The organism is Laceyella tengchongensis, assembly GCF_900182735.1.
Classification (GTDB): Bacteria; Bacillota; Bacilli; order Thermoactinomycetales; family Thermoactinomycetaceae; genus Laceyella; species Laceyella tengchongensis.
This window is the reverse complement of sequence record NZ_FXTU01000013.1, coordinates 15773-30733: the sequence shown is the minus strand read 5'-3', so window position 1 is coordinate 30733 and position 14961 is coordinate 15773. Positions and strand designations below refer to the sequence as shown.

Sequence of the window (14961 nt, the reverse complement as noted above, 5' to 3'; positions counted from 1 at the left end):
TGTTTTTTATGAGAAGGAGGATCCTGTGTGATCGTTAAACATACGCTTCCAAATGGTGTGCGCATAGTTGCTGAGAAGATTCCCCATGTCCGCTCGATCGCTTTTGGGATTTGGGTCGGAACGGGCTCCGAGCGTGAGACACCGCAAAATAACGGCATCTCCCACTTCATTGAGCACATGCTGTTCAAGGGAACCAAAAAGCGGTCGGCCCGTCAGTTGGCGGAAGCGTTTGATGAAATCGGGGGCCAGGTAAACGCGTTCACATCCAAAGAGATTACTTGTTATTACGCCAAAGTGCTGGATCAACATTTCCCAACAGCACTTGATGTCCTGGCGGATATGTTTTTTGAATCGGTGTTTGCCGATGAGGAGATTGAAAAGGAAAAAAAGGTGATCATCGAAGAAATCCGGATGGTGGAAGATACACCGGACGATTTGGTGCATGATCTTTTATCCGAGGCATCTCTTGGGCATCACGCGCTAGGGTATCCCGTTTTGGGAAGTGTGGAGACAGTTGAGAGTTTTACCCGGCAAGATTTGGTGCGCTACCGTGAGCAATACTATACGCCGCAACAAGTGGTGGTGGCTTTGGCGGGCAACTTGCCAGATGATTATCTCGAACAGCTGGAAGAGGTTTTCAGCGGGTACCAAGGCCAGACCTTAGCGCGAACAGATCATCTCCCGGTCTTTACCCCAGGCACAAAAGTGAAGGAAAAACCGACGGAGCAAACGCATTTGTGCATCGGTTTGCCCGGTCTCGCTGTCAAAGACTCGCGGATTTACACACTGGTGTTGCTTAACAATGTCTTAGGGGGCAACATGAGCTCGCGCTTGTTCCAAGAAATACGCGAAGAGCGCGGATTGGCCTATTCTGTCTACTCATACCATTCAGCCCACCGGGACATGGGAATTTTCGCCATTTACGCGGGGACTAAACATGGACAGGAAGAAGAAGTGGTCGATTGCGTCCAGCACATCTTGATGCAAGTGAAAGACAAGGGCATCTCCCATGCGGAGTTGGTTAAGGCCAAAGAGCAGTTGAAAAGCAACCTCATGCTGGGACTCGAAAGCACCAACAACCGCATGAGCCGATTAGGTCGAAATGAATTACTTTTGGGCCGTCACCTCTCATTGGATGAAATCGTGGAAAGCGTGGAGAACATCACGCTGGACGATGTGAATGACTTGGCTCGGGAAATGATCGCTTCCCCCATGTCGCTCGCCCTAATATCCCCAGACGCCAAGGTGCCGGCTGCCTTTAGGAGGAACTAAGTTGATTGATGTCAAACTAATTCAATTACCAGGAAACGAAGATTTGCCTCTTCCAGTGAAAATGTCCACAGGCTCCAGCGGTTTTGATTTGCATGCGGCGATACATGGAGAAGTGCTCATCGAACCGGGTAAGTGGAAATTAATCAAAACCGGCATTGCGATTTCAATGCCGAATGGACTTGAAGCGCAAGTGCGCCCGCGCAGTGGTTTGGCTTTAAAGCATGGGATTACGGTGTTAAATACGCCTGGCACCATCGATGCCGATTACCGCGGAGAAATCGGAGTGATCATGCTTAATCTGGGAGATGAGGCATTTGTGGTCCGACGTGGAGAACGGATTGCTCAATTGGTGTTCATGTCGGTTCCGCAAGTGGAAATCCAAGTGGTGGAACAATTGGACGATACCGCGCGCGGATCAGGCGGATTTGGTCATACGGGCAGATAAGGAAGAGGGGATCTGCATGACCGAAGAGTCGCTGAGCCATCTGGAACAAGAAATGGAACGCCTTCGCTCGCAGCTGCACCAGTCCGTGGAGGGTGAACCCTCACGGCTGTCTGCGGAGCATGTGTTACCGCTTTCCAAACGATTGGACACACTCATCGTCGCTATGCAAAAAGCGAAACGAATATGCCGCCAAACACGCATTGGTTGACGTAGACCCGGGATACTCCCCGGGTTTCTTTCGTTTTTCAGTCATATGTCCACAAGTAAACCATACATTCAATAACAGCACCCCAAATGAGGAGGGCGAATGATGAGATGGAGTGAATTTGCCGTCAAAGAATGCGTGGATGTGAGCAATGGGGAAAAACTGGGCAGTTTTGCGGCGGCTGATATGGAATTTAATCCGATGACGGGAAAAATCGAAGGCATTTTGCTGGAAACGGCGAGAGGCACGTGGCTTAAGAAAAACGCCCGGCATCTGGCTTTATCTTGGGCGATGATCAAAAAAATCGGTCCGGAAATCGTCATTGTGGACACCCACTCAGAAAAAAGGTAACCCCTATTCCACCTGTGACATATGATGCAAGCAAGGATAGAACTTTGGCATGCGCCCTTATTCAATCAATTATTTTCCCTGGGAAAGGGGTCGTGAGCAAATGCTGACTGGCAAGCATGTGGTCTTCCTCGGTGGTGATGCAAGGCAGTTGGAAGTGATCAAAAGCTGCATTCAGATGAATGCCCGCGTCAGCCTCATCGGTTATGACAATCTACAAAGCCCATTCAGCGGGGCTTCTCTCAAAGAATTGTCGACCGAAGTGTTAAGCAAAGCAGATGTGCTTGTTTTGCCGATTGTGGGAACCGATGAACACGGACATGTAAGCAGTGTGTTCACTTCTGACACGCTCATCCTCACGGAAGAGCACCTCTCTTCACTGCCGGCGCATTGCATCGTATTTGCGGGAATCGCCAAGCCGTATTTGAAGGATTTGTGCGCAAGGTATGGGATTGAGCTGATTGAATTGATGCAACGGGACGACGTGGCGATCTACAATTCAATCCCCACGGTAGAGGGCGCTTTGATGATGGCTATTCAGAACACGGATATTACACTACACGGATCGATCTGCTTAGTGTTGGGGATGGGACGATGCGGCCTTTCATTGGCTCGCGTCCTGCATGCCATCGGTGCCGATGTAAGAGTGGGGGTTCGCAGTTCTGCCCATCACGCGCGCGCGTTTGAAATGGGGTTCAAGGCGTTTGACACCCGGGAGCTTAACCAACATGTGAAAGAGGCGGATTTGATATTCAACACGATCCCGGCGCCGATCATTACAGCCCAGACGCTCAGACATTGCCCGCACGACGTGGTGATCATCGATTTGGCTTCCAAGCCGGGTGGAGTCGATTACGCCTTTGCCGAGAAAAGGGGCATTAAAGCGATCTTGGCCCCCAGCTTGCCGGGGATCGTCGCACCTAAAACGGCGGGCCGGATTTTGGCTCGAACCATTACGCAGTTGTTGAAACCGATGGAACTTCAAAAGGAGGGGAACGTTTGATGAACTTCCAAGGGTACACCATCGGCTTTGGTTTGACAGGGTCGCATTGCACACATGATGAAGTGTTGCCGCAGATGAAACGACTGGTCTCCTTAGGGGCGGAGGTGATCCCGATCATTTCTCACACCGTCGCGACAGTAGATAGCCGGTTTGGAACGGCGGAAGATTGGCGGCGGAAGATCGAGGATATCACTGGGCGGACGCCGCTCATGACGGTGCCGGAAGTTGAACCGTTCGGGCCGAAACAGACATTGGACTGCATGCTGATCGCTCCTTGCACGGGCAACACGCTGTCGCGGCTGGCCAACGCCATGACGGATGGGCCGATTTTGATGGCCGCCAAGGCGCAAATGCGCAATCATCGGCCGGTTGTGCTTGCCATTTCCACCAATGACGCGTTAGGATTGAATGCGATGAACCTCGCCCGCCTACTCGCGGCAAAAGATATCTATTTCGTTCCTTTCGGCCAAGACGCGCCGGAAAAAAAGCCCAAATCAATGGTTGCGCGAATGGAGATGATACCTGAGACGTGTCTCGCCGCGATCGAAGGGAGACAACTGCAACCATTAATAGTTGAAAAATATCGGGATTTGGCTAAATAATATAGTATGCTATTAATAAGCCTATTTGTCCCCTAAACGAGAAATGGGATTTAGGGGACATTTGTCATAATGAACAGCGTGCTGCTTGGGAGGGAATGATACTTATGACAATACAAGGATATACAGTAGCGGTTGTGGGCGCAACGGGTGCTGTGGGACAACAGATGGTCAAATACTTGGAAGAACGGGAGTTTCCGGTGAAAGAATTGCGTCCGCTCGCTTCAAAGCGTTCGGCGGGGGGAACGATTTCTTTCAAGGGACAGGAAGTCACGATTCAGGAAGCGACGCCGGAAGCATTTGAAGGCGTGGAGATCGCCCTTTTTAGTGCAGGCGGGAACGTGAGCAAAGTGTTGGCTCCGGAAGCCGTGAAACGGGGCGCGGTGGTCATTGACAACTCCAGTGCTTTTCGGATGGATCCCCAAGTGCCGCTGATTGTGCCTGAGGTGAATGCGGACAAAATCAAAGAGCATCAAGGAATTATCGCAAACCCGAACTGCTCGACGATCCAAATGGTTGTCGCGTTGAAACCGCTGTTGGATCGATATGGCATTGAGCGGATCATCGTATCAACCTACCAAGCGGTATCCGGTGCCGGCTGGAAAGCGGCTATCGCGCTGGAAGAGCAAAGCAAAGCTGTGTTGAACGGTGAAGAGGTGACGCCGTCCGTCCTGCCGGTAGGCAAATTGGATAAACATTATCAAATCGCGTTTAACGTGATTCCTCAGATTGATGTGGGACAGGAAAACGGATATACCTTTGAAGAGATGAAAATGGTCAATGAAACCAAAAAAATCTTAGGTGACGACAGCATCGGCGTTACAGCCACGTGCGTACGCGTTCCGGTGGTGCGCGGCCATAGCGAATCGGTGTACGTCGAGTTAAAGTCGGAGTATGATTTAGAAGAGGTTCGGCAACTGTTGAGTGAGGCTCCGGGAGTCGTTGTGCAAGACGATATTCAAGAGCAAGTGTATCCGATGCCGCTTCAGGCGACAGATCGGATGGAAACATTTATTGGCCGCCTGCGGCGGGATTTGACGCATCCACGCGGCTTAAATATGTGGGTTGTGTCTGACAACTTGTTAAAAGGTGCGGCCACCAACGCCGTCCAAATCGCCGAAGCGCTCATCGATCAAGATAGATGAAGAGAAGGGATATGTCATGGGGATTTTAGTGCAAAAATTTGGCGGAACCTCCGTTGCCACACCTGAACAACGGGCTCGGGTTTTGCACCATATTAGAAAAGCCTTGGCGGAAGAATACCGCTTGGTTGTCGTAGTGTCGGCGATGGGCAGAAAAGGGGACCCTTACGCGACGGATACGCTGTTGCAATTGCCGAAGCAATACGATGACCAGATTACGCCGCGCGAAAAAGACATGCTGATGAGCTGCGGTGAAATCATCTCTGCAACCACGATTTCGAGCATGTTGACCAAACACGAGATCAAGAATGTTGTGTTGACTGGTGGACAAGCGGGAATCATCACGAATGACCATCATACCAATGCCCAGATTCTTACAGTTAACCCCAAGCGAATCCTGCGGGAGTTGGAAGGGAATCAGGTAGTGGTAGTGGCTGGCTTCCAAGGGCAGACAACGGATGGTGAAATCACCACCCTTGGCCGAGGCGGGAGCGACACGACTGCGACGGCGTTGGGCGTGGCCTTGCGCGCTGATTATGTAGATATTTTTACTGATGTCGAAGGGATTATGACAGCAGACCCCCGTATTGTGGATGACGCTTCCTACCTAGAGAGGGTTACTTACACAGAAATGTGCAACCTCGCTTTTCAAGGAGCCAAAGTGATTCATCCGCGCGCGGTAGAGATTGCGATGCAAACCAACACCCCGATTCGCGTAAGATCCACGATGTCGGATCATCCGGGGACATTGGTGACCAATGCGACGGAATCCGATCGCCTGGCCGGGGAAGTTAGGGATTTGACCATTATCGGGATTACCCAGATGGCTGATGTGACGCAGATCAAAATTCGGTTGGAACAAGGTCAATACGATTCACAGCTTAAAGTGTTCAAAACGATGGCAGATCATGGGATCAGCGTCGACTTCATCAGTGTCAACCCCAGCGAGATCGCGTATACCGTGTATGACGGGATGGCAGAGCGGGCGGCCGAATTGCTGACCGGATTGGGTCTCCATCCGGAGTTGACCGGGGGATGCGCCAAAGTGTCGGTCGTCGGGGCGGGCATCGCGGGAGTGCCAGGAGTGATGGCCAAGATTTCCGAAGCCCTGACGGAAGAAGACATTCAAATACTCCAATCGGCTGATTCGCATACGACGATTTGGGTATTGGTTCGCGGGGAAGACATGGTGAAAGCCGTGCGCGCCCTTCATAGAAAATTCGACTTGCACAACATACACTTTTCTTAAACAAATGGAGGAATGCCATCATGCTGTTTGGTCGGTTGATTACGGCCATGTGCACGCCGTTTACGAAAGAGAATCGCATTGATTGGGGTAAGGTGGAAGAATGCATTGATCGCTTGATAGACACTGGTAGCGATGCGATCGTGGTGGCGGGAACCACGGCAGAGTCTCCCACCTTGACTCATGAGGAGAAACTGGAGCTGTTCCGGTTCGCCAAGCAAAAAGCAGACGGACGCGCTAAAATCATTGCGGGAACCGGGAGTAACAACACAGAGCAAACCATTCTCTTGACCAAAGAAGCAGAGGAGATCGGCGTGGATGGGGTGATGTTGGTAGCCCCTTACTACAACAAGCCATCGCAAGAAGGGCTGTATCAACACTTTAAAACAGTGGCTGAAGCCACCCGATTGCCTGTTATGCTGTATAATGTGCCGGGACGTACCAGTGTGAACATGACTGCGGACACCATGGCGCGTCTGGCCCAGTTGGAAAACGTGGTCGCCATCAAAGAAGCTAGTGGGGACCTCAACCAGATTTCACAGTTGGTAATGCAAGTCCCAGAGGACGTTGCTGTCTACAGTGGGGATGATAGCTTGACATTGCCGATTTTGGCTGTGGGAGGCGCGGGAATCGTCAGCGTAGCCAGCCATTTGGTCGGACGCGAGATGAAACAGATGATTGAAGCATTTTTTGCGGGAAATCATGCCTTGGCGCTTTCCCTGCATCAAAAGTTGCTTCCCGTGTTCAATGGCTTGTTTATGACATCGAGCCCTGTGCCGCTTAAGTACGCCATGTCATTACAAGGCTGGTGCGAACCCAATGTGCGCTTGCCTTTGGTGGAAATGGATGAACAGGAAAAAGCACAAGCGGAAAGCTGGTTGAAAGTGCTGAAAACCAACTGAACAAAAACGTGAGAAAAAGGCTGACCAGAATGATGGTCAGCCTTTTTTGCTTGTGGAGAAGACGGATTCTCGGACAACCATTCCAATATTGCGACAAAATAATTTGTTGCATACACATTTTTTGATCGTATATAATGAGAACAAGTGAGAATTGTGCGGTTTACGGGTGACGACAACTAAATGTAGGAGGTTACTTTGTTGAGCAAAAACCAGCGAGGCAAATTACACATTTTTGCACTCGGTGGGTTGGACGAAATCGGAAAAAACATGTATGTGGTGCAGTATGAGAATGACATCGTGGTGATCGATGCGGGTTTGATGTTTCCAGAAGAGGACATGTTGGGAATCGACATCGTCATTCCAGACATCACATACCTGATTGAGAATAAGGAAAAAGTTCGTGGGATCATCTTAACACATGGACATGAAGACCATATCGGAGGACTTCCTTACATTTTGCGTCAATTGAACGTCCCGATCTATGCGACAAAGCTGACGATGGGACTGGTTGAGCATAAATTGCGGGAAGCGCATATCTTAAACGACACCAAGCGCTATATCATCAACAACCATTCAGAGATCAAACTGGGTTCCACCTTGAAGGCGACATTTTTCAATACGAACCACAGCATTCCCGACTCGGTCGGAGTCTGTGTTGAGACGCCAGAAGGTAATGTTGTTCACACGGGGGATTTTAAATTCGATATGACCCCAGTCAATGAAAAAGTGGCGGATATCCATAAGATGGCGGAAATCGGCCGAAAAGGTGTTTTATGTCTTTTATCCGATAGTACCAACGCTGAACGGGCTGGCTTTACTGGATCTGAGCGTACTGTTGGAGAAGGCATCAACGAAGTGTTTCGGAAGGCGAAACAACGGGTTATCGTGGCAACTTTCGCATCCAATATTCACCGGATTCAACAAGTTGTGGATGCTTGCCAGCTTTATGGAAGAAAGCTGGCTGTCGTGGGCCGCAGCATGGTGAACGTGGTGAACATCGCATCCGAATTGGGTTATCTACATATCCCATCAGACCTGCTCATTGAACCGGACGAGATCAACCGTTTGCCGGCCAACCGCGTAGCCGTGATCTCAACAGGAAGCCAAGGGGAATCCATGTCGGCACTGACCCGCATGGCCAACGCTTCCCACCGCAAGGTTGAAATCTTGCCCGGTGACACAGTGATTATCGCCGCAACGCCGATTCCCGGTAATGAAAAACTGATTGGACGCACAGTGGATCAGTTGTTCCGCATTGGTGCCGACGTCGTTTACAGCACCACCTCCCACGTGCATGTCTCCGGACATGGTTCTCAGGAAGATCTCAAATTGATGTTGAGCTTGATCAAACCCAAATACTTTATTCCGATTCATGGTGAGTACCGCATGTTGCGGGCTCACGCCCAACTCGCCGAATCAGTAGGCGTTCGTCCCGAAAACATCTTTATCTGCGACAACGGGGATACGGTCGAGATCTCCGGCGGTAAAGCAAGATACGGTCCAAAAATTACAACAGGAAAAGTGCTCATCGATGGTTTAGGAGTTGGCGACGTTGGAAACATTGTACTTAGAGACCGCAAACTCTTATCGCAAGATGGTATCTTAGTCGTTGTTGTCACCCTTAGCAAGACAAACGGAGCCATCCTTTCCGGACCAGACATTATCTCCCGTGGCTTCGTGTACGTCCGGGAGTCTGAACAGCTCTTGGATGAAGCAAATCGGATTGTAAGCATGACCATGGAAAAATGCATGAAAGACCAAGTGAGCGAGTGGGCTTCCCTCAAAACAAGCATTCGCGATGCACTTAGCAAATTCTTGTTTGAGCGGACACGCCGCCGCCCCATGATTCTTCCAATTATCATGGAAGTATAGTCAGAACGTAACCGCACATAAGCCATAGCCCCTGAGACGTCAGGGGTTGTGGTTTTTTTATTTTTTGGCTAAGAAATATCCCATATAAAGTTGTCTATTTTTAGTGACAGATTAAAGATGTTTGGCTTTATATCCGCGCTTTGAATCCCCTTGCTGTTATATGATTAACTGCCAGTCCACTCGAATCGAAGTAAATAAAATCCCTCCTGTTGAAAAAAGTAGGGATTGAAGTATGCCACAAAATGACTCGTTGATAGAATGGCGGACAATTCACAAGAGGTTTATTGATATTATTACTTTAATTTTCTTTTTTCATAATAGTGTATTATCGTTTAATATTGTAATTGTAAAAGATTGTATAGCATTAGGAGGAGCTATGCTAAAGAATTTACAACAATGGATTGCTCAATTAGCAGAGTTGCCGAGTAAATATCCGATGTTAAAGGCGGTCTACAAAATATGGATCTGGTTGTCCCTTTTCATGATGATTTTTACTTTTATTTTTATAGAGGAAGCCAGACCGATATTTGTTCAATTTTTATGGAGTTATTACGTCCTGTGGCAGTTTTTTATTTTAGCGCGGAGCAAAACGTTTCAATGGAAGACTTACACACGCTTTTTTCTTGTAGGTGCGTGGGTGATTAGCCCATTGACTATCCTGTTCATCACTGGATTAAATATGTTAACAGGTGCTTCGAATGACGATCTGTGGAGCGAGGCTGTCGCAACTCCGATCGTCGAAGAGGTATTCAAACTCTTGCCGCTACTTTTTTTCCTATTGTTGTTTAAGCGATCCTTATCAATTAGTCTGACGGACTATGCGTTAATTGGAGCAGCCACGGGAGCGGGATTTCAATTTGTGGAAGAAGCGATGAGAAGGTTGCTTCATGGTGACGATTACGGCTACAGTTCCGGTCTGTTCGGTTTGTTTGGTGGAGGTCAGTACCTTCATTGGGATTTTTTCAGTTTATTCCCAGGATATTTTGCAGAAGAGTTTTCATCAGAGCGTATGACGACCAGCCATGCGGTTGCTACGGCTTTGGTTGCGCTCACGATCGGATTAGGTATTCGTTTAAAACAGAAGCTCGGCTCGTATAGCCTTGTAATCCCTGTAATTGGTTTTTTGTGGGTTTTTCTTGATCACGCTGCTTGGAACTCTGATGGTGAATTTGATGACTGGGTCTATACAGTCCATGAAGCAATAGGTAGCGGTTTTCAAACGAAATCCGTCTTTCTGTTGTTGCTCATCGGTGCGATTGTCTATGATTATGTGCAATTAAACCGCATACGCCGGCATTTGCCACTGTTGCAAAAAGAAGTCATTATCGAACCAATCATGGAGTTTATTGTATTATTCTTCAGCTTAATCGGTGAGCGGAAGCGGTTTTGGTATTCTTTGGTGTTTTACCGTGATCGGCGGGAGCTGGGCTTTCGCTTGTTGGTTGAGCAAGATAAACAAGACTATACGGAAATCGAAAAATTAAAAATTCGTACCAATGCGGTTAAAAAACAATTGGCCGCTTTTTTGCTAATCTTGTTTATCTTGTGTGTTCCATTGGTTAGTACCGCTTATTCATTTGCTAAAGTTGGTTCAGAACCGACTTGCATCGCATGTGTGTTTGAAGATATAGGAGATTGGTGGGATGGTTTAAGCACGTTTGAGCAGTTGATGATCATGGGTTCGGTATTCGCGCTCAGCACTTTGTTTACTGGGGGATGGAGCGCCTTAGCCCTGGCATTGACCGCGGGTGATTTGTTGGGAATGGCGGGAGAGTTTAGAGCTTTTCTGAGAAATCCGAGAGCATGGTTACAGGGACTTTCACGGTTAGGAGGACAAGAGGCCTTAGCTTATGCAGTTGGAGCAGGACTTGAACGCATTCCTGAAGTAAAGATAGGGAAGAAAATGGTGAATGCAATAGAAGATTATGTTTACAGGCTCGTCCGTGATCCAAATACCGGAGCAATTTTGCGGGGGCAATCTAGCGTACTTGCCACCAGATTGAAACAAGCGGGGGAAGCGAAGCCAAGATCATGGTATGCGGCACACCATATTGTGCCTGGGAATGAATCTGAAAATCCAGCGGCGGTCATGGCACGACAGATTTTTGATCAGTTCATGTTAGACCCAAACAGAAATTATTCTCACCTTGATGATCCCATTAACTCAGCTGTAAATGGAGTATGGTTACCACAAAGAAGAGGTATTGGTAATGAGGCATATCATCCAAAAATCCATACTGATCAATACTATAATGAGTTGTTACGGCGTCTACAGCGTGTACAGACTCAGGAGGATTTAATCCAAGTTCTTCAAAGAATAAAGCGGGAATTACAACAGAATAATTTTCCATTATAATAAGGAGGTATAACAATTGAAAATATATCAATTGAATAACGACTTTAGATATCAGATTCTCATGACTAAAAATGTGAGTGATTTAGATATTTTGAAGCGATTGGGATGCCCGTTGAAAAATGGATGGGGAAAACTGGAGGTGTATGTTCCCGCAAGCAGAAAAGATAGACCACCTAGTGATTTCCCAGGCTTCCTACCAAATGCCCCTGTTTTTGGTCCAAAAGCAAAAGAGATTTTTCAAGATCTATTGGAGCAATACGGTGAATTTTTAGAGCTTGATGTAGAGGGAGGGGATAAATGTTTTTTATTTAATACATTGAATACTTTGAGGGCATTGGATGAAATCAACTCTGAAGTTATAAGGTTTACCAATGGAAGAATCATGGATATTAAAAAATATGTATTTGCAGAAGAATTGGTTAGAGATGAGATTATTTTTAAAATACCCGAAGATCCTGGTAGTATTTTTGTTTCGGATTGGTTTGTTTCGATTTACAAAAATAATGGATTATCGGGATTAGCGTTTAAGGAAGTTTGGAGTAATGAACAGTAGGTGAGCAGGTAACATGCTGGCATCGTTTCTTTTTAAAACATTTCTCTGATTGAGTCCAAAAAATATGTAGGCGATTATATGTCCCAGTGTTTAGCCAAAAAGCAAAGGCATGTTTTTATGAATTGCTGAGACCTCTGGGTGAGTTTTTAACTGTAACAATCGAAAATGAAGATTACTATGCTTACAATTTAACCAACATTATAGATGGATTAGATGAAGAGAAATCGGAAGTAAAGCGATTTGTAAGTAGTGGGAGGCCTAAAATTTAGGGAGATATGGAATAAGAAAGCATAGCAAAACTGCAAAAAGCCACAACCCCTTGGGTGTCCAGGGACTGTGGCTTTTTAATATGCTTACTGTTGTGGGGTCTGTTTGCAGAGATAAACAGTGATTTACGGCAAATGATATACAAGGAAGAAGGGACTTGGGGAAGGGGTCAGCCTTTCATTGCCAGCCATCCCAACATGAGATAGATGGAGCCGAAAAGGAAGAAAGGGAGATAGGTGATAAAGGATTCCACGGTTTTGCACCTCTCTTTTGTTTGGGTTATGGGCATGAAGAGGGGGAACAAGCTGTTGCAAGCTGCTTTCCCGCTCGTGTTGGCGACTGAAAGGAAGTGAGTGGGAGAGAAGCGGCGCAAGCAGACGAGGCCCATTGTTAGTTTGTCCAAAATCGCTCTGTCATTTACTAGGGCGTGTCTGGTAAATCAAGTTGGTGGGGAAGAAGCGGCGGAAAAACCTTTTCTCGATGAGCGCCTCGTCACGCGTGAAGCGAATGGGAAAATGGTTTTGGAGCCGCTGGACTATTTATTAGACACATCCTAGTGACAGTGGAAATATCCAATCACGCTTAACAAGGGAACGGGTCTTTTTCATTAGGTGAAAAGGAGTATGAACAGGATTTGTATAAATTAACAAATGTAGGATGTTTATAGCTGGCATAGGCAAAGGAGTGTTGGATCAATGGGGCGTGAAAATAGCAAAAGAAAAACCACCCCTTCTGAAATGGCCGAAAAATTGGCGAAGTATCTCGGCGTGACTGAAGAATATTTCAGCCGCCGGTTTACGAAGCAAAAGAGAGAATGGATATATTCCAGGTTAAAATTTATAAACCAAAGGCAAGAAAACAGAAAGTGATGATCAATGACTATTCATATCCTTCTAAAACAATACATAAAGCAGTGAATCAGAGGGGGAGGGAGGTTATATTTTTTATGCAGAATGTTGACAATTTGATATCTGCTTACTGATTTGACAATTGATTGTGAATTTCGTACAATGAAAACGAACGTGGATTCTATCTGGACGGATAGTGACCCAATAAAACAACAAATGCTTTCAAAAATAAGTGAGAAAGGGGATGCACCGTGATGATGAAGCGAGGAATGGTAATCGATCAATTCCAATATCAGCATAATGAAGGCTTTATTTTTTACCGCGTGCGGTGTTACAATCCCCTCATCAATTCTTTACGCTAGGATGGATCATATTCTGTTCTGGTCCAATTGAAATGGAGAGCGCACACACTGGTAAAAGATATTTACCAGTGTTTTTTGTTGTTGTTTGATAAATGAATCAGCTTTGAATTTCATTGGAGGCTACGGTATGTTTTTGAAAGATTGGGATTTGAATTTGAAGATTCGCTTATTTGGCGAAGGGATTACCAATGTGTTGTTTTGGATGTTTTTTCCGTTTATGTCCGTCTATTTCTCGCAAGCGTTCGGAAAGGAATGGGCGGGGGGAATGCTGGTTTTTTCCCAATTGTTGGGGGTGATCGCCAATCTGATCGGCGGTTATTGCGCCGACCGATTTGGGAGGAAACGGATGATGGAGCTATCTGCGCTTGCTCAAGGCATCTCGTTCTTGGTGTTTGCCTTTGCCAATTCTCCATGGTATACTTCCCCCATTTTGACTTACATCAGTTTTGCGGCGCTCGGGATTTGCGGCTCCCTTTACTGGCCGGCGAGCCATGCGATGGTAGCGGACTTGGTAAAAGAGGAGGATCGCAACCAAGTGTTCGCCATTTTTTATACGGCAATTAACTTATCTGTGGTGATTGGTCCGTTATTGGGAAGCATCTTTTTCTTTCACTATCGGTTTGGTTTGTTGTTGGTTGCGGCGTTGACCGCCTTTGTGTTGTCGTTGCTCATTCGGCGTTATGTGAGGGAAACGATTCCGGGGCGAGCGGTGGTCCACAAAGGAAATCGATTCACCGCACGCGGTTGGCGGCAATTTGTGCACAGTCATTTGCAGGATTATCGAGTCATTTTGTCCGACCGCACCTTCATGCTGTTTATTTTGGCGGGGATTTTGGTGGCCCAAACGTTTATGCAACTCGATTTGGCGCTGAGCATTTATGTGACGGAGAAATTCCCGAAACAAACCTTATTCCATGTTGGTGAGTGGTCGCTTGAAGCGGGCGGAACGACGTTTTTTGGATGGCTGGTGGCGGAGAATGGTTTATTGATCGCCCTGTTTACTGTTTGGGTCAGCCGATGGGTCAGTCGGATGCGGGAGAAAAGGGTTTTCCTCTCTTCCGCGTTTTTGTACGGGGTTTCCATGTTGGTTTTTGGCAGCAGCACAAATATGTGGGTGGCATTGGCGGCCATGGTGCTGTTTACAGTCGGAGAGCTGTTGGTAGTCGGATTACAAGAGAGCTTTGTCTCCAAATTGGCTCCAGAACACATTCGCGGGCAATATTTCGCTGCTGCCAGCTTGCGGTTTACGATTGGCAAAACATTGGCGCCTTTTGCCATCCCTCTGGCAGCGTGGATTGGGTATGGATGGATGTTTGTTGTGCTAGCTTTCCTTGCCTGGCTGGGCGGTATCATATACATGGCGATGTTTCGTCGGTTGGAACGCCAACCCGTGATTATAGCGGCCGATCATTCAATGCATGAGATATCGTGAAAAAGCGGACGAAGAACCCCGAAGTAACGGGGTTCTTTGTTTTTGCGCTCGACAAAGAGCGCCGATTCATGCGTCATCGGCGGAGTTACTTTGCCATTAAGCAGGCAAA

General features: G+C 47.3%; 15 protein-coding genes. All 15 read left to right on the top strand.

Going from position 1 to position 14961, the window contains the following annotated elements:
• The first annotated feature begins 27 nt into the window (after positions 1-27).
• The 15 genes from QQZ12_RS16355 (at position 28) to QQZ12_RS16285 (ending at position 14852) form a co-directional block, all read left to right on the top strand.
• Positions 28-1272, top strand: coding sequence for a M16 family metallopeptidase (locus tag QQZ12_RS16355; RefSeq protein WP_022738978.1), 1245 nt, complete (start codon positions 28-30; stop codon positions 1270-1272).
• Between the two features lies 1 nt (position 1273).
• Entirely contained in the window at positions 1274-1717 is a 444-nt protein-coding gene (gene dut, locus QQZ12_RS16350; protein ID WP_022738976.1) for a dUTP diphosphatase, read from the top strand.
• Between the two features lie 16 nt (positions 1718-1733).
• Positions 1734-1925 (top strand): aspartyl-phosphate phosphatase Spo0E family protein, encoded by a 192-nt coding sequence (locus QQZ12_RS16345; RefSeq protein ID WP_102992664.1) that lies wholly within the window; start codon positions 1734-1736, stop codon positions 1923-1925.
• A gap of 102 nt (positions 1926-2027) precedes the next feature.
• On the top strand, positions 2028-2273 hold the full coding sequence (locus QQZ12_RS16340; protein ID WP_284724665.1) for a YlmC/YmxH family sporulation protein: 246 nt from the start codon (positions 2028-2030) through the stop codon (positions 2271-2273).
• A 100-nt stretch (positions 2274-2373) separates the two neighbouring features.
• On the top strand, positions 2374-3273 hold the full coding sequence (gene dpsA / locus QQZ12_RS16335; RefSeq protein WP_102992662.1) for a dipicolinate synthase subunit DpsA: 900 nt from the start codon (positions 2374-2376) through the stop codon (positions 3271-3273).
• Positions 3273-3875, top strand: coding sequence for a dipicolinate synthase subunit B (locus QQZ12_RS16330; RefSeq protein ID WP_284724664.1), 603 nt, complete (start codon positions 3273-3275; stop codon positions 3873-3875). The genes dpsA and QQZ12_RS16330 overlap by 1 nt, the downstream gene beginning before the upstream one ends.
• Before the next feature lie 104 nt (positions 3876-3979).
• On the top strand, positions 3980-5017 hold the full coding sequence (locus QQZ12_RS16325; protein WP_102992660.1) for an aspartate-semialdehyde dehydrogenase: 1038 nt from the start codon (positions 3980-3982) through the stop codon (positions 5015-5017).
• A gap of 16 nt (positions 5018-5033) precedes the next feature.
• Positions 5034-6263, top strand: coding sequence for an aspartate kinase (dapG, locus tag QQZ12_RS16320; RefSeq protein ID WP_022738968.1), 1230 nt, complete (start codon positions 5034-5036; stop codon positions 6261-6263).
• 17 nt (positions 6264-6280) lie between these two features.
• Entirely contained in the window at positions 6281-7162 is an 882-nt protein-coding gene (dapA, locus tag QQZ12_RS16315; protein WP_102992659.1) for a 4-hydroxy-tetrahydrodipicolinate synthase, read from the top strand.
• Positions 7163-7357: 195 nt separating this feature from the next.
• Positions 7358-9034 (top strand): ribonuclease J, encoded by a 1677-nt coding sequence (locus QQZ12_RS16310; protein WP_102992658.1) that lies wholly within the window; start codon positions 7358-7360, stop codon positions 9032-9034.
• A gap of 232 nt (positions 9035-9266) precedes the next feature.
• Positions 9267-11390: an AHH domain-containing protein gene (locus QQZ12_RS16305; protein WP_102992657.1), complete on the top strand. Its 2124-nt coding sequence runs from the start codon at positions 9267-9269 to the stop codon at positions 11388-11390.
• A 16-nt stretch (positions 11391-11406) separates the two neighbouring features.
• On the top strand, positions 11407-11943 hold the full coding sequence (locus tag QQZ12_RS16300; protein WP_102992656.1) for an imm11 family protein: 537 nt from the start codon (positions 11407-11409) through the stop codon (positions 11941-11943).
• Between the two features lie 620 nt (positions 11944-12563).
• On the top strand, positions 12564-12767 hold the full coding sequence (locus QQZ12_RS16295) for a hypothetical protein (RefSeq protein ID WP_102992654.1): 204 nt from the start codon (positions 12564-12566) through the stop codon (positions 12765-12767).
• A 138-nt stretch (positions 12768-12905) separates the two neighbouring features.
• A complete protein-coding gene (locus QQZ12_RS16290; RefSeq protein WP_189318840.1) occupies positions 12906-13079 on the top strand; it encodes a hypothetical protein in 174 nt (57 codons plus the stop codon).
• Positions 13080-13547: 468 nt separating this feature from the next.
• The gene (locus tag QQZ12_RS16285; protein ID WP_102992653.1) at positions 13548-14852 is read left to right on the top strand and encodes an MDR family MFS transporter; all 1305 of its coding nucleotides are present in this window, start codon (positions 13548-13550) and stop codon (positions 14850-14852) included.
• Positions 14853-14961: the final 109 nt, after the last annotated feature.